General features: G+C 57.5%; 19 protein-coding genes. All 19 read left to right on the forward strand.

From position 1 onward, the window contains the following. The 19 genes from CLM71_RS10175 to CLM71_RS10265 all read left to right on the forward strand — a co-directional run bounded on the left by CLM71_RS10175 (nt 1) and on the right by CLM71_RS10265 (nt 15,667). The gene (locus tag CLM71_RS10175) at nt 1–1,512 is read left to right on the forward strand and encodes a phage portal protein (RefSeq protein ID WP_105230910.1); all 1,512 of its coding nucleotides are present in this window, start codon (nt 1–3) and stop codon (nt 1,510–1,512) included. Further along, nucleotides 1,466–3,553 (forward strand): ClpP-like prohead protease/major capsid protein fusion protein, encoded by a 2,088-nt coding sequence (locus CLM71_RS10180; RefSeq protein ID WP_105230911.1) that lies wholly within the window; start codon nt 1,466–1,468, stop codon nt 3,551–3,553. Before CLM71_RS10175 ends, CLM71_RS10180 begins: the two co-directional genes overlap by 47 nt. A gap of 76 nt (nt 3,554–3,629) precedes the next feature. Then, nucleotides 3,630–3,980: a DUF2190 family protein gene (locus CLM71_RS10185; RefSeq protein WP_105230912.1), complete on the forward strand. Its 351-nt coding sequence runs from the start codon at nt 3,630–3,632 to the stop codon at nt 3,978–3,980. Further along, nucleotides 3,981–4,340, forward strand: coding sequence for a head-tail joining protein (locus CLM71_RS10190; protein ID WP_105230913.1), 360 nt, complete (start codon nt 3,981–3,983; stop codon nt 4,338–4,340). A gap of 2 nt (nt 4,341–4,342) precedes the next feature. After that, nucleotides 4,343–5,014 carry a hypothetical protein gene (locus CLM71_RS10195; protein WP_105230914.1) on the forward strand — a complete coding sequence of 224 codons (672 nt, stop codon included), beginning with the start codon at nt 4,343–4,345 and terminating at the stop codon, nt 5,012–5,014. Beyond that, the gene (locus CLM71_RS10200) at nt 5,015–5,554 is read left to right on the forward strand and encodes a hypothetical protein (protein ID WP_234008641.1); all 540 of its coding nucleotides are present in this window, start codon (nt 5,015–5,017) and stop codon (nt 5,552–5,554) included. Then, a complete protein-coding gene (locus CLM71_RS10205) occupies nt 5,554–6,171 on the forward strand; it encodes a phage baseplate assembly protein V (protein ID WP_105230915.1) in 618 nt (205 codons plus the stop codon). Before CLM71_RS10200 ends, CLM71_RS10205 begins: the two co-directional genes overlap by 1 nt. Before the next feature lie 37 nt (nt 6,172–6,208). Continuing rightward, the gene (locus CLM71_RS10210; protein ID WP_033638731.1) at nt 6,209–6,568 is read left to right on the forward strand and encodes a GPW/gp25 family protein; all 360 of its coding nucleotides are present in this window, start codon (nt 6,209–6,211) and stop codon (nt 6,566–6,568) included. Next, the gene (locus CLM71_RS10215) at nt 6,543–7,460 is read left to right on the forward strand and encodes a baseplate J/gp47 family protein (RefSeq protein ID WP_105230916.1); all 918 of its coding nucleotides are present in this window, start codon (nt 6,543–6,545) and stop codon (nt 7,458–7,460) included. The genes CLM71_RS10210 and CLM71_RS10215 overlap by 26 nt, the downstream gene beginning before the upstream one ends. Further along, nucleotides 7,447–7,983: a phage tail protein I gene (locus CLM71_RS10220; protein ID WP_105230917.1), complete on the forward strand. Its 537-nt coding sequence runs from the start codon at nt 7,447–7,449 to the stop codon at nt 7,981–7,983. The genes CLM71_RS10215 and CLM71_RS10220 overlap by 14 nt, the downstream gene beginning before the upstream one ends. Nucleotides 7,984–7,987: 4 nt before the next feature. Beyond that, a complete protein-coding gene (locus CLM71_RS10225; RefSeq protein ID WP_105230918.1) occupies nt 7,988–9,133 on the forward strand; it encodes a phage tail protein in 1,146 nt (381 codons plus the stop codon). Beyond that, a complete protein-coding gene (locus CLM71_RS10230; RefSeq protein WP_105230919.1) occupies nt 9,133–9,714 on the forward strand; it encodes a tail fiber assembly protein in 582 nt (193 codons plus the stop codon). The genes CLM71_RS10225 and CLM71_RS10230 overlap by 1 nt, the downstream gene beginning before the upstream one ends. 39 nt (nt 9,715–9,753) lie before the next feature. After that, the gene (locus tag CLM71_RS10235; RefSeq protein ID WP_105230920.1) at nt 9,754–11,280 is read left to right on the forward strand and encodes a phage tail sheath C-terminal domain-containing protein; all 1,527 of its coding nucleotides are present in this window, start codon (nt 9,754–9,756) and stop codon (nt 11,278–11,280) included. Further along, a complete protein-coding gene (locus tag CLM71_RS10240; protein WP_054306627.1) occupies nt 11,277–11,783 on the forward strand; it encodes a phage major tail tube protein in 507 nt (168 codons plus the stop codon). Before CLM71_RS10235 ends, CLM71_RS10240 begins: the two co-directional genes overlap by 4 nt. Nucleotides 11,784–11,840: 57 nt before the next feature. Continuing rightward, nucleotides 11,841–12,140, forward strand: coding sequence for a phage tail assembly protein (locus CLM71_RS10245; protein ID WP_105230921.1), 300 nt, complete (start codon nt 11,841–11,843; stop codon nt 12,138–12,140). Between the two features lie 103 nt (nt 12,141–12,243). Next, nucleotides 12,244–13,875 (forward strand): hypothetical protein, encoded by a 1,632-nt coding sequence (locus CLM71_RS10250; protein WP_105230922.1) that lies wholly within the window; start codon nt 12,244–12,246, stop codon nt 13,873–13,875. Beyond that, nucleotides 13,872–14,348, forward strand: a complete 477-nt coding sequence (locus CLM71_RS10255) for a phage tail protein (RefSeq protein ID WP_033637992.1) — start codon at nt 13,872–13,874, stop codon at nt 14,346–14,348. Before CLM71_RS10250 ends, CLM71_RS10255 begins: the two co-directional genes overlap by 4 nt. Further along, nucleotides 14,323–14,538, forward strand: a complete 216-nt coding sequence (locus CLM71_RS10260) for a tail protein X (RefSeq protein ID WP_054306623.1) — start codon at nt 14,323–14,325, stop codon at nt 14,536–14,538. The genes CLM71_RS10255 and CLM71_RS10260 overlap by 26 nt, the downstream gene beginning before the upstream one ends. Before the next feature lies 1 nt (nt 14,539). Next, a complete protein-coding gene (locus tag CLM71_RS10265; protein ID WP_105230923.1) occupies nt 14,540–15,667 on the forward strand; it encodes a contractile injection system protein, VgrG/Pvc8 family in 1,128 nt (375 codons plus the stop codon). The last annotated feature ends 4 nt before the right edge of the window (nt 15,668–15,671 follow it).

Here is a 15,671-nt window from a genome sequence, read left to right on the forward strand (position 1 = left end):
ATGGGATTTATAGAAAAGACACTCGGCGTTGTGGCGCCAGGGTGGGCCTTGTCACGCGCCAAAAATCGTTATCAGCTGCGGGCGTATGAAGCGGCCAACGTGTCACGGCTGCAAAAAGCCAAGCGCGAGGGGCGTTCTGCTGATTCGGCCGTATTCGCGGCCGGTGTGTCGTTGCGTGAGCAGGCGCGCTGGCTGGACGAAAACCACGACATTGTGATCGGCATCCTCGACAAACTGGAAGAACGAGTCGTCGGGGCGCAGGGTATTCAGGTCGAGCCGCAGCCGTTACGGAAGGATGGCACGCTGCATGAGGAATGCGCGGAGCTGCTGGCTACGCACTGGTCCGAATGGTCCGTCCGGCCAGAAGTCACCGGCATGTTTACGCGCGCCGAGGTTGAACGGCTGATCCTGCGCTCAGCACTGCGTGACGGCGAAGTGTTCTCGCAACTGGTGCGGGGGCCGGTGTCGGGGCTGAAGCATGCCACAGGCATCCAGCTGTCTCTGGAATGTCTGGAGGCGGACTTTGTGCCGATGAATCTGGGGAGCCTTGGCAGCGGGAATGTTCAGCAGGGCATTGAGGTTAATGCCTGGGGGCGGCCGGTGGCTTACAACGTGTATAAGGCACATCCAGCCAGCACGCTGCGTATGTCTACGGCGACCAAGCGGGTGCCGGCCGAAAACATGTTGCACCTGGCAATGCGCAAGCGGCTGCACCAGCTGCGCGGGATCAGTTTGCTACACGGCGTGATTACCCGTCTGGCTGATATCAAAGATTACGAAGAGTCGGAACGTGTTGCCGCGCGTATCGCTGCGGCGCTGAGCTTCTATATCAAGCGTGGCGATGGCGCTTCTGGTGATGAGGCGGAGTTTTCGGAGCCAGGCACGGCGCGTAACTTTGACATTGCGCCGGGCATGATCTTCGACGAACTGCGCCCCGGTGAGGATTTGGGGATGGTTGAGTCAAACCGGCCCAATGTGCACCTGTCTGAATACCGTAACGGCCAGCTCCGCGCCGTTGCCGGCGGTACGCGCAGCGGTTATTCCAGTATTTCCCGCGACTATAACGGCAGTTATTCCAGCCAGCGCCAGGAGCTGGTTGAAGGGTTCGAGGGCTACAACGTCCTGCAGAACTGGTTTGTCGGTCAATACAGCCGCCCGGTTTACCGTGCCTGGGTAGACATGTTGCGTCTGTCGAAAATCCGCCTTCCCGATGATGTGGATATGTCCTCGCTGTACAACGCGCTCTATCTGGGGCCGGTAATGCCGTGGATTGATCCGGTGAAAGAGGCTGAATCGTGGAAAACCATCGTGCGCGGTGGGGCTGGCACCGAGGCTGAATGGGTACGCGCGCGCGGCAAGTCACCGCAGGAGATTAAACGCCAGCGTGTACGTGAAGTTGAATTTAACCGCGATCACGGTCTGGTGCTGGACTCTGACGCAGCCAACGACTCAGGAGCGAAAGCGAATGAAACAAAAAAATCCGGGGTGGATGACCCCGAAAGCAAGTCTTAGCGGTATCGACGCGGTGAATACCGAAACCTGGTATGAAATCCGTGCCGCGCTGGGCCGTCCGGGACAGGTAGAAATCTATCTCTATGAAGAGATCGGCCGCTGGGGTATTTCGGCGCAATCCTTTATCAACGACTGCCGCGACGCCGGCGTGTTCGAGGCCACAAACGTTGAGCTGCACATCCACAGCCCCGGCGGGGATGTGATGCACGGGTTCGCCATTTACAACACGCTGCAGCGGCTGACCGGGCAGGTCGATATCTATATCGACGGCCTGGCGGCGAGCATGGCTTCGGTTATCGCCTGCCTGCCGAATGCCACGGTACATATGCCCTCCAATGCTTGGATCATGATCCACAAGCCGTGGGGCGGCATGGCCGGGGATTCTGACGAAATGCGCGATTATGCCAATTTCCTCGATCGTAACGAGGAGATGATGCTGGCGGCGTATATGTCGAAAACCAGTCTGTCGCGGGAAGAAATCGCGGCATTACTGAAGGCCGAAACCTGGATGGATGGTGCGGAGGCGGTTGCTAAAGGCTTCGCTGATGTGCTGGAAGAACCACTCGATGCAGCCGCATCGCTCAATCAAAACAAACTGAAGGATTATCACAATATGCCACAAGCAGCTAATCACCTCTTCGGCGCACGTGCGCAGACCTCGGCACCTAACGCGCAAAATTCACAGAACCCGGCTCCGGTCTCTCAGCCGGCGCCTGCTCCATCCGCGCCGGTTGCACAGGCTCCACAAATCGATGTGGCGGCGCTGGCGGCGCAGCTGCAGCAGACGCTGCAGGCCAACAACACCGCACGCATCACGGATGTGAATGCCGTCTTTGAAGGTTTTCCTCAGTTGGCCGCGCTGCGCACCGAGTGCATCAACGATATGAGCTGCGATGCGAACATGGCGAAAGATCGCCTGCTGGCTAAGCTGGCGGAAGGCACCACGCCGAGCATTGGCGCCAGTGCCGCGCATATCCATGCCGGCAACGGTAACCTGGTCGGTGATTCGGTCCGTGCCTCGGTAATGAGTCGTGCCGGTCATGCGCAGGCGGAAAAAGACAACCCTTACCAGGGGATGACGCTGCGTGAACTGGCGCGCGCCTCGCTGGTTGATCGCGGCATTGGCGTAGCCGGCATGTCTGGTCAGGGTGTGGTCGGTCTGGCATTTACCCATTCAAGCTCCGACTTTGGCAACATTCTGATGGATGTGGCCCATAAATCTACGCTGTTAGGGTGGGAGGAGGCGAATGAAACCTTTGACCGCTGGACGCGTAAAGGCACGCTGACCGACTTTAAAACCGCGCACCGCGTTGGCCTGGGCGCGCTGGACAAGTTGCGTGAAGTGAAGCCGGGTGCGGAATACAAATACATTACGGTCGGTGACAAAGGGGAGCCTATCGCCCTGGCAACCTATGGCGAACTGTTCAGCATTGACCGCCAGACCATCATTAACGATGACATGGACATGCTGACGCGTATTCCTGCGATGATGGGCGGCGCAGCACGTTACACCGTCGGTGAGCTGGTCTGGGCGGTGCTGACCAGCAACCAGAAGATGAGCGACGGGAAAGCCCTGTTCAGTGCGGATCACAATAACCTGGTGAACCAGCCTCTCACTATTGACGGACTGGATAAGGCCCGCCAGGCGATGCTGCTGCAGACCAACGGCAAGCGTAAGCTTAACATTCGTCCGGCTTATATGCTGACGCCGGTGGCGCTGGAGTCGAAAGCCAATCAGCTGATCCGCTCTGCCAGCGTACCGGGCGCCGATGCCAACAGCGGCATCAACAACCCGATCCAGAACTTTGTGGAAGTTATCTCCGAAGCGCGCCTGGATGATAACAGCGCGGAAGCATGGTATCTGACGGCAGCACAGGGCAAGGACACGATCGAAGTGGCGTATCTGGATGGCATTGATACGCCATATCTGGAACAGCAGCAGGGTTTCACCATTGACGGTGCGGCATTCAAGGTACGCATTGACGCCGGCGTCGCGCCGATGGATTGGCGCGGTCTGGTGAAGTCTACCGGCAAAGCTTGATAAACCGCCTGATACGGCGGTTTTTTTATGTCCGTGGGTGGCGTCGCCACCCATTTACTTTCTGGAGAAAATCATTATGGCAAAGAATTTACAGCAGGATGGCACCACGCTGGATTACGAGAACACGTCGGCAACACTGGTTGAGTCCGGTCAGCCGGTGGCTGTTGGTGGCATTGTCGGTGTTGCACATGCCGATATCCCCGCAGGGGCGTGGGGCGTGCTGCATACCGTCGGGGTATTTGTTCTGCCCAAGGTGGCGGATGAAACCTGGGCGGTGGGTGACAAGGTTTATCTGGATGCCACTGGCGCGCTGACAGCAAAAGCCACTGACGGCGCAGAAACTGCTGCAGCGTTCCCTCTGGCCGGCTCGGCATGGAGCGCCGGCGAGGCCGGACAGGAAGACGCCCCGGTGCGGCTGGGTTTCTAAATGAACCGGTTCACGGAACGGATGCAGCGTGCTGATCGTCGTGTGGACCGCTATTTCGCCGAAGACCCCTCGGTGGTTTTAGTCATTGAGGGGCAAGCCCGTCCGGTCGTCGCAATTTTTGAAAGCCCGGATGATATGGCCCTGGTGCAGGGCGGCGGTGAAATTCAGGATCATGCGCCAGCTATCAGCGTGTATACGGCTGACATTGTTGGGCTTGAAAAGAAATGCCAGGCGTTGATCGGCGGGGCCAGCTATTGGGTGACGCATATCGGTGCTGATGAAGCGGGCAGAACGCGCGTGAAGCTTGCCAGAGGCGTCCCTGGGAAAGATGTGGACCCCATTAACAAATGGAGTAAGTAACGATGGCCAGGACTACGCGGTTACGCCGTGATCTCCCGATCGATATCGACACCATGGTTCTGCGTGACATTGCCCTGGCCGTCGGGGCAACGCACAAGCAGTACATGACCGCGTATTCCCGCGCACTGAAGCGAACCGCCGCCACCATGCGCAAGCGGGCCATGGCGGATATCAAGGATGGGCTGGCACCGCGCAGTATGGCGATGGTGAGAAAGCGCCTGCTTTCCTTTCGTGTTTCTCGCGGCTCGTTGCTGGATGAAGGGCGCTTGTGGTTCGGTCTGAATGCAATCAAGGTCAAGGACCTGAAGGGGCGTATTAACGGCCGTATGCGTCCGCATCATACCCGCCGTGACCCGAAAACCGGGCGCTATGCCCCGTCGCGCCGGCGGGCAAACTCTGTGGGTTATGAACCGCGCGGCAACCTGTTGTCAGCCAAAACGTTTGAGAATGGCGAGGTCGGACGGAGCAAACGAGAAGGACGCCGGACGGTGCTGATCCGCGACGCGGCGACGCGGCGTACCCGTGAAGCCGAAGTCGATATTTATGCGCCGATGCTGGATTACATCGAAGACAACGCGTTTGCGGATGTTATTGAAATATTTCTGCATCACTTTGAAACCGATATCCGGGGTAGGGTAAAGGCGCGGGTTAATGTGAACAGCTGGAGGAAGTAAGTGGCCAAGCCTATTTTAATGCCGACTTATCACGACGCGGTCATTGAAGCGCTGCGGTCGTTGTCGTGGGTAAACAATGCCGACGACTACCCGGAACACGCAACGCAGCTCACCACGCCGGCCGTGTTCTTTTCGATCATGGGCTGGGAACAGTCGCCGAGCAGTGACGGGCAGCTCAATGTTGAGTTTGAATGTGATTTGTTTGTGGTGATCGACAAGGCCAGCAACACCATCGATAAACCCCAAATTTACGCCCGCTCGGCGGCGGCGGATATCAGCCAGTGGATCAACGGACAAACCTTCGGGCTTGAAGGGCTGCAGCCAGCTGCGTTTATCAGCGCGGGGCCGGACAGCTTCGATCCTGCAATGGATGATTATATCGTCTGGCGCATCACGTATAGCCAGTCTGCAGCCATGGGGGAAGACCCGTTCGAATCGGTTGCTGGTCCGCTGCGTGAAGTCTGGCTGGGTGCGGCGCCGGAAATTGGTGCTGCGCACATTAATGACTACCGGCTTATCTACAAGCGCAAGGAGGAATGATGTCACAGGATATGGGGGACCTTGCCCGGCGCGTGGCCAACATGATCCGCCGTGGCGTCGTTCAGGCAGTTAAGCACGGCCCGCAGCCGCAATGCCGGGTAGAAATAGGCGACATTACCACGACCTGGTTGCCGGTCTGCCAGCCGTCATCCAGCGCCAACAGGGCTGACTCTAACCCGATTGCCGTAGGGGATGCCGTTACCGTCATCAGCGAAGCCGGCGACCTGAATAACGGCCGGGTGTTCCCCGGCTGGAACACGGGGAAAATGCCGGTCCCGGACGGGAGCGATAGCGAGCATGTCACCCGATACAGTGACGGCACGGAAATCCGTTATGACCGCGGCGCCCATGCTCTGAAAATCATTATTGCCGAAGGCGGCACGTATGAGATTGAGGGGAAGGGAACGCTGCGCGGCCCGGTGGAGATCACCGACACTCTGACGGTTCAGGGCGTCACGCAGATCAATGCCAACACCGGCGTTAACGGGGACTTGTCCGTCAGCGGCCAGATATCGGATGGCAAGAGCACGCTGGAGCGGGTGAGGGAGGTTTATAACAACCACGCCCACCCAGGAGACAGCGGCGGCACGACAGGCGCGCCAAACAGCAAGATGTGACCCGCGATAGCGCGGGTTTTTTATTATGGGGGTAATCATGCACGGTGTTAATGCCGGCAACGGCAAGCGGCTCTCCGGCACTGAGCATTTACGGCAATCCGTCATTGACATACTCACCACGCCGATCGGCTCGCGTGTGCTGCGCCGTGACTACGGGAGCGAGCTGGTTGATCTGGTCGATAACCCGCAGGACGAAAGCAACCGCGTCCGTATTATTGCGGCGACGGCCGGCGCCCTGGCTCGCTGGGAGCCACGCATTCGTGTGTCATCGGTACAGGTGGCGTTTGTTACCCACGGTCATTTTGACCTCACCATCGTTGGCACGGACATAGAGAGCAGCCAGCCGATCACGTTGACGGAGATAAGCATTAATGGCGACGAATTCAGCAACAATTAACCTTTCCGAGCTGCCGGTGCCGGATGCGGTGAAAGTCCCGGACGCCGGCCTGATTTTTGAAGGGTGGTTAAACCGTCTGCGCGGGCTGGACCCGGTCTATGATGCGCTGCTGCCTTCCGATCCGGTGTACAAACAGGGTGAAGTTCTGGCCTATCACTCCACGCTGTTACGCGTGGCGATGAATGACTCCATCCGCGCCGTGCTGTTGGCCAGCGCAAAAGGCGCTGACCTTGACCAGATTGGCGCAAACTTTGACGTGGCGCGGTTGCTGATAAATCCGGGCGATCCGAATGCAGTGCCGCCGGTTGAGCCGGTTTATGAAGATGATGACGCGTTTCGCACGCGCATCCAGTTGGCCTGGTCACGACTCAGCACCGCCGGCGCCGAGAACGCCTATACCTTCTTTGCCGCTTCTGCAGACCCCTCTATTCTGGATGTTCGCGCCTATGGGCCGCTGGATCATGGCCGGCACGGCGAGGTAGATATTTACGTGCTTTCCCGTGATAACGACGGTATCCCCACGACGGAGGTGTTGGAAAAGGTCAATCAGGCCGTTAATGCGAAGGACGTCCGGCCCATGACCGACTTTGTCACCGTGAAACCGGCGGCAATGGTGAAGTTCGTGGTAACGGCAGATATCTACATCCCCTCCGGCCCGGATATCGACACGGTGATGAGTGCATCACGGCGGGCGCTGGAAACCTACCTCGAACAGACACACCGGATCGGCAGCCGCGTATCACGTTCGGGGATTGACCGGGCGCTGCATCAGCCGGGTGTGGTCACGGTTAAGCTGGCCTCGCCGGTCGATGATCTGCTGATGGATATCGGTCAGGCGCCGCTTTGCACGGAAATCACGCTGAAAAAGGTGATCGTCAATGTCGATGCATAAAACGTTATTGCCGCCTAATGCGCTGCCCGCCGAGCGGGCGCTGGAAGAGGCAACCACGACAGAGGTGCTGTCGATCCCCGACCTCATCCGCGCCGTAAAGAACCCCGACACATGCCCGGCGGAACTGCTGCCCTGGCTGGCATGGGAATACAGCGTAGATACCTGGTTGCCTGAGTGGAGTGAGGAACAAAAGCGCGCAGCCATACGGAGCGCTACCTATATTCACCGGCACCGGGGGACGCGTGGTGCGATAGAGACGGCGCTGGAAGGTCTGCCCTTCACCTACCAGTTAACCGAGTGGTTTGAACAGACGCCGCGCGGGGAGCCGTACACGTTTTTGCTGGTGGTTGAGCAAGCCGGGAACCCGGTGAACGAGCAGCATATTCAGGATTTTAAGAACGCGGTGATGCGCAGTAAAAACCTGCGTTCGTGGTTCGACATGTCCTTTCAAAATGCCACACAAGGCACCGCATACTCGGCCTCCTACATGGTGACGTCCGAGATAACCAGTTACGGGAGTTAACTTAATGAGTGGTCTTATTCTGACGACTGCCGGCGCTGCGGCGATCGAGGCCGCTTACCAGGCGGGAACCGTCATAAAAATTACGCTGGCGGCGTTTGGTGACGGTGGCGGCAAACCAATAACCCCGAATCCCGGCGCGACGGCATTGGTAAACAAGTTCGGCGATGCGCCCTTTACCGGCGGGACATCAACGGAAGGAATGATTAGCGGCCAGACCGTTATCGAAGCGAGGAAGTATCCCGGCAAAGTTCTGCGAGAAGTAGGGCTGGTCAGTGCCGACGGTGTGCTGGTGGCGTACGGTGATTACCCGGACACGGTATTGCCGGCGGACGGTGCGCCGGTGATGAAAGAGATCATCATTAACTTCGTGATGACGCTGACGCATGCTGAGAGCGTGGTGATTGAGGTCGATCCTAATGTCTCCGCGTTAACCATTTCAGAGGCAGATAAGCGATATGTGAAAAAATCCGGTGACGTTATGTCCGGAAAATTACATGTCCAAAATAATATTGCTGTCGATGGCGAAGTGAGTATCGGTGGAGCACTTGGCGCAAACACGCTATCCATTGCCAAAACGGCACAAATCGGCACATTGACGGTCAGCGATGAAGTTTATGTGGGCAACGCACCACTGATGCCGGTGGGTGCCCCTATCCCCTGGCCGCTAAGTTCACCGCCACCCGGTTATGCATTCCTGTTAGGCCAGGGATTTGATAAGGCCATTTACCCGCGCCTTGCGCAAGCCTATCCGTCCGGCGTGCTGCCGGATATGCGCGGTAATACGATTAAGGGTAAACCGGACGGTCGCGAGCTGCTGACCTTTGAGGCCGATGGCAACAAATATCACGGGCATGGACTGGAGATTGATGGCACTGACCTGGGCACCAGGCAGACTACGCCGGGCGGCGCTTATCAACTGAAGTTACGCTCATACCGCTCTAACACCTCTCTGGATGGCGGCGAAAGTTCACGCCACAGCATCGACCAGGAAAGAAGTTTCGCTGACTTTGGCTTGATTGAACCTCTGCCGTCTCATACGCACGATGTCCCGATAGGTTGGCACAGCCACGGCGGCCGCATAAACCCGGACGGCAACCCGGAAACCACCGTCAAAAACATTGCATTTAACTATATCGTGAGGCTTGCATAATGAGCACAGACTTCGAATTTTCTGCCCAGCCGCGCTGGGTGTGGATTTACAATTTCGATGAAAATAACGTTTTTACTGGCACCCTGAATTTTTATGTCGCGCCACACACCGGATTACCAGCCAACTGCACGACAACGAAGTGCGCGCCGAAAACCGGCCAGGCTGGCGTCTGGAATGATGGGCAATGGCAGTATGTTAATGATTACCGAGGCTCACCGTACTGGGATGCGCAGGCGAATAAACACATCATGTTTGAGGTCGGCCCTTTGCCTGACGGTTGTACGTTTACGCCGCCGAACACACCGTATGACACGTGGGACGGTGAGAAATGGGTAACGGACGAAGCCAAGGCGCAGAGCGAGCAGCTTCAAATTGCAAAGAATGAACTGGCGCAACGTAGCGCTGAAGCCGCTGAAGCCATTGCACCGTTGCAGGACGCGGTAGAGTTTGGTGACGCCACTGAGGCTGAACAGGCGGCTCTGACAGAGTGGAAAAAATACCGGTTGGCGCTAAGCCGCATCGATGTTAATCAGGCGCCGGATATCTCCTGGCCAACCCGACCAACCCCAATTAAACAATGACCCGCCATCGAGCGGGTTTTTTTATGCCTGGAGGATACTATGGCCGAATTGCACGGCGTAGAAACAATTGAACTGACAAGTGGGACGGTTGCCGTTACCACGATCCAGACTGCGGTTATCGGCCTGGTAGGTACAGCCCCGGACGCATCGCCGGGAACCAAGGCGCAGGCCGTCACCGGGACTGCGCTGCTGGATAATGAGCTGACGTTTACGGCCTCGCAGCCGGGGCGGGCGGGTAACCAGCTCCGCGTGACCGCTGCTGCAGCGCCGGCCGGCGGAAAAACCAGTGCTACCTATGCGCGAGGCGTGCTGGAAATTCTGCTGGCCAGCGATACCGACGGCAAACTCACCGCCACCGCGCAAGAGGTGTCCGACGCGGTTCTGGCACTGACTGACAGCCTGGTCACCGTATTACCGGGCGCTGACACCGGCAAGGTCAGCCCGTTTAGCGTGGTGCTGTCCGGCGGACAGGATGAACCCTTTCCCCTCAACACACCGGTAGCCGTCGTCGGAGGTACGCAGATGCGGGCGCTGGGTAGTGCAGGAACTATCCCGCCGGCCGTGCAGGAGATTGCCGACCAGACCAACGCGCTGATCGTCATTGTGCGCGTTGAAGATAATGAACAGCCGGTCACCGTCTCCACCGAAGAAAAAGAGCCGATCACCGCCGAGGATGAACAGCGCCTGCTGTCTGATCAGATTTTCAATATCGATATCCGCGCGAATATCCTGGCGGGGATCAACGCCTGGTCATCCAGTGAATCGGTCAACGGTTATCGCCCTCGCATCTTGATTGCGCCGGGGTTCAGTGAAGATGACGGTATCGGCAAAGGGCTGGAAACGGCAGCCGAAAAACTCCGCGCCGTGGCTTATTTGGACTGCGCCTCGATGGCAACGTTGCCGGAAGTAGTACAGCGCCGGCAGATGTACGGTGGCCGCGTCGAACTGCTGCGGCCTCGGGTGCAAAAAGTGAATGCCGGCGGCGAGCTGGAGTTCCGGCCGTATTCCGCCTTTGCAGCTGGCCTGCGGGCGCGCATCGATCTGGAGAAAGGCTGGTGGTGGAGCAAGTCCAATCAGGACATCAACAGCATTCTCGGCCTTGAGCAGGTTGACGAGTTTATTCTTGGCGATCCGAACTGTGAAGCGAACCTGCTGAACATGCAGAACGTCAGCACCATCATCCGCCGCACGGGGTACAAGCATTGGGGCAACCGCCTGTGCATCGATCACCCTCAGTGGCGTTTCGAGTCGGTTCGCCGCACTGCAGACGTTATCGAAGACAGTATCCAGAACACGGTCATGATTTATAACGACCGGCCACTGGATAAAGAGACGGCTGATGACATTCTCGGCACGGTGAATGCCTACCTGCGCCAGCTTGTTGGCCTGGGTGCCATCTTTGGCGGTACTGCGTGGTTGGACGAAGAACTGAACACGGCAGAATCCCTGGCCGCTGGTGTGCTGTATATCAACTATGACTTCGGGCCGAAGTCGCCGACCGAGCGCATCACCATGCGTGTGCGCATCAATAATGATTACGCCGTTGAGGAGATGACCGCGCAATGAGCGAAAAAAATACGTTACGGGCATGGACCATTTTTGCCGGCGGCTTCCGTGTTACCGGCGCGCATGAGTTTACGCCGCCGGAGCTGTCCATTGTCACCACCCAGCTGCGTACCGGTGCCCAGGATGCACCGACCCCGCTGGATGATGGCATGGAGGCGCTGACGTGCTCTATCAAGTTCTGGGGCATTGATACCGACGTGTTGAGCCGATTTGGCTTTATCTCCGGTAGCCGCCCGCGCTTTATGGCGTATCAGGGCTATCTGAGTAACGGCCGGGCAGTCGGCACGATCGAAGAGATTGAAGGGTTCGTCTCGAAGGTCACGCCGGATGCGCGGGGCAATGAAAACATGGGGGAAACGGCGATCACGGTTGAGATTGCGATGAGCTATTACAAGCAGACGCGCGACGGTATGGAGCTGTTTGAAATCGACACCGAGCGTTTTATCCGCCGTGTGAACGGCGTGGATCAGCTGGGCGGCCTGCGCAGCAAAATCCGCATCTAATCCCCACCCAACAACTATTAAGCGGCCTTTGTGCCGCTTTTTTATTGGAGCAATACCATGAATTACCCAGGCAGCAACGTAGAAATCAAACTGTACTCCCCGCTGACGCTGGCCGATGGCAGCAAGCTTGAAAAAGTCACGATGCGCGAACCGCTGGTGCGTGACCGCATCGAGTATGTCAAACGTCCGGGGAGCGATGCAGAAAAGGAAATTGGCATGCTGGCCGATCTGTGCGGCATGAATGTTGAGGACGTCTATCAACTGACTGCGGCTGACTATTACCAGCTTGAGGCGGCCTGGAACAATTTTTTGCTGCCTCCTGGGGAGCGTCAGAAGGCGACATCCGACAAGCTTTGAGGCTGGTTGGCCGCACCCTGAATTACAGCATGGGGGACTGGCTCTCCATGCCGTTTTCCGCCTTTTACGACTTTGTTAAAGACGAATATGAGCGGGTGAGTAAATGAGCAGCATAAGTCAAAAATTGAAAGCCGTCATAACGTTTGGCGGCAACATCGACGGCAGCTGGGGCCGCTCGACGGACGGGCTTAACAAAGGGCTGAAAACCGTCGAGAAACAATCTGAACACCTCGCCAAGCAGCAAAAGGCGCTGGCGGATCGGATGAAGCAAACCAAGCTGGCGGGCAAGGATGTCAGCGCCCTGAAGCGCGATTACGACACTGTGACGCGCTCTATCAAACGGACGGAGCAGGAGCAGGAATCGCTGAACCGCAGCCTGCAGCGCGCTGAACGTTTTCGCAGGGCGGGTGCTATGGGACGCGGCCTTGTAGGCCGGGCGGGAAGAACACTCGGCGCCGGGTTGGGGATTGCTGCCGCCGGCGGGTTAATCGGGGCGGGGATCGGTGCGGTCATGTCTCCTGTTCGTTCTAATGCGGAAACCGCCGAGTCATACGGCATCGCCCGCAGTTATGGCGTAGGTATTGGCACCTACAATGCATGGCAGAGCCTCGGTAAGCAGATGGGGCTGAACGGGGAGAACTTCGGAGACCTGTTTGAAGAGTACCGCAATAAGGTCTCGGATTTTAAGAAGGACCCGACGAAAGGCGCTATCGCAGAGAACTTCCCGCTGCTGGGGTTCAAGGCCGGCGATATGTACGGCAAAAGCAATGAAGACCAGGTGTCGAGCATTTTTGAACGCCTGCTGAAGCTGGGTAACGAACAGCTGGCGGCCGGTTACGCGGACTCCATCTTCGGCGGTGAAGCCAACAAAATCCTGACCTACATGCGCCTGACCGGCAAAAGCTATCGTGACCTGATGAACGAACAGAAGCGATACAACCTGGTGACCCGTGACGGCGCGGAAGGGGCGATGCGCAGCAACATCGCGTTCAGCAACTTGCGAACGGTCTGGAGCAGCGCTGTGGACCAGATCGCCGGCAAGTTGGGCGGCGACCTGGCTCCGATGGTCACCAAGCTGGCCGATGAGCTGTCCGACTGGTTCAAAAACGGCGGTATTGAGGTGATTGCGTCAACGATCCGAAATTCCTGGATACCTGCGCTGATTGAGTTCGGCAATGGGTTGCTCACCTTCAGCAAGGTGGCCGTAAACATTGCGAAGTGGCTGGGGCAGTTTGTGCCGGACGAGGCCGACAATAAGAAAAAGGTGTTGCGTTCGCTGGCTTATAACGGCTCCACGGAGCTAGCCAGGCAGACGGCCGACCGTTATGGGCTAGGGGAGTGGTTTGATCAGCAGGTTGCTGCTAACCCGAACCTGACTAAACAAGCCATTGCTGCAAATACGGGAAGTACGCAATTCTTTGGCATGTTTAAGGACAGCAAGGCTTTCGACCAGCATATTGATGCATTGTATGAAAGCACCGTTGGGAATGAAGAGGGTGATCCAGTAGCTACAGCATTCACCCAGATGATGAAAAAAGCCGGCTTGCTGGACAGTAAGGAGGATAAGCCGACTGTCACCGACAACCGCCGGAATAATATTTATATGACCGTCAACGGTTCACCGGGGCAGGACGCCAAGAGCATCGCCGATAACGCGGTAACGCAGATAGGCAAGCTGGACGTATTCAACGGGAACAATGCGATGTATGACGCACCGGGAGGCTGGAGCGGATGAGCGATATAGACATCATCGGAACGATAACCGGCGCGTACAGCTACAACGCGCCGAACGGGCGCCCGGCAGAAAATGCCAAGATCATGATGATGTTGGGCGACTTTGAATTCTCCATCGACACGGCAGCCTATAACCAGCTGACGCGGGAGGCGCGCTGGCGCTGGCAGGAGCAGGAGCGGATCGGCAAACAGGACCTGCTGCAGTACACGGGCAAGGAAGCCCGCAGCGTCAAATTGGACGGTGAGGCCCACGCTTTTTTCCGCAACGGGGTCACGTCCATCGATGCACTGTACGATCTCGCCGACAAGGCGCAGCCCCAGCAGCTAGTTAGTGGCGCCGGGGATGTGCTGGGCTGGTGGGTGATTACGGACTTTACCGATACCACGCCTGCATTCCTGCCTGGCGGTTCTCCGCGAAAGAAAACCTACTCGATCACGATAAAACATTATGCCGACGACATACATAACCCATGAAGGCGATGTGCTGGATGCCATCTGCGCCAGGCATTACGGTCTGGCAAACCTCCCTCAGACGCTGACGGAAGTGCTGGATGCCAACAGGGAGCTGGCCGCGCTGGGGGCGATATACCCTTCCGGCCTGATCATTACGCTGCCTGATATCGAAACGCAGGTTGCAGAGTCAACGGTTCAATTGTGGGACTGAAATGGAAAACGTGCAGAGAGAAGAATATCGCCCGGAGTTTAGCCTCACGGCGGAAGGGCGGGATATTACTGCGCTGATGCGTGAGAACCTGGTGGAAATCAGGCTGACGGATAACGGCGGCGCTACGGCAAAGGCCGACGAACTGCAGATCACCATTTTGTCGGAAACCATGGCGCTCCCTAACAAAGGCGCTCGCCTGCGGATGGGACTGGGATATAACGGGGTATTGCAGGACAAGGGATGGTTTGTTGTCAGCGGTATTTCCAGTAGCGGCCCGCCGCGCAAAATCGTTATTTATGCCACGGCGGCACCGATGAACGCCCAGCGCCAGCCCGGTGACGTGCTGAACCAGAAAAGCCGCAGCTGGGACGACGTGAACCTGGGCGACATTGTGAAGACTGTCGCCAGTGACAACGGGTTGATCCCCAAAGTGGCCGGCGCACTGGCAGACATCGCGGTCGGGCACCTCGATCAGGTCAATGAGTCGGATGCCGCGTTAATGACCCGACTTGCCAGTCGTTTTAATGCGATCAGTAAGCCGTCCGGCGGCTATTGGCTGTTTCTTCAGCAGGGGGAGTCGTTAAGCGTCGGCGGGAAGCCGCTGGCCAGCGTAACGATTTTAAAGGAAGAGGTGTCGGAGTGGAGTTATACCGATGGCCAGCAGCGCGGGGCCACTACTGGCCCCGGTAAAAAAGGTGAGGGTGGGAAGAAGGGCAAAATCAGTGTTTCGTACTTTGACCCGGAGGACGGGCGAACGAAAACGCAATCACTCGAACATGATGGTCCGTCACAATCCCACCCCTTCACCCAGCCGACCAAAACCGCCGCCAACCACAGCGCGCAATCCAGAAAAACGCAGGTAAGCCGCAATGAGCGCCGCATGACGCTTAGCGGGCCGTGCCGGCCGGCACATATTCCACTGACGGCAGAGAGCCGGGTTATTACCCAGGGCTTCGGCGCGGTGGAGGATCGGAGCTGGTTAATCGAATCGTTGGTGTTTTCTCTCACCTCCCAGGGAATGTCGTTCGCGTTCAATTTGGCGACGGATATCAAGCCGCCAAAAGGGAAGGGCGGGAAAAAATCGGGGAAAAAGAAAGATGATGGTATTGGCTATTTTGATAAAACATAACGGG

The sequence above is a fragment of the Serratia sp. MYb239 genome, from assembly GCF_002966855.1.
In the GTDB taxonomy this organism is placed as follows: Bacteria; Pseudomonadota; Gammaproteobacteria; order Enterobacterales; family Enterobacteriaceae; genus Serratia_B; species Serratia_B rhizosphaerae.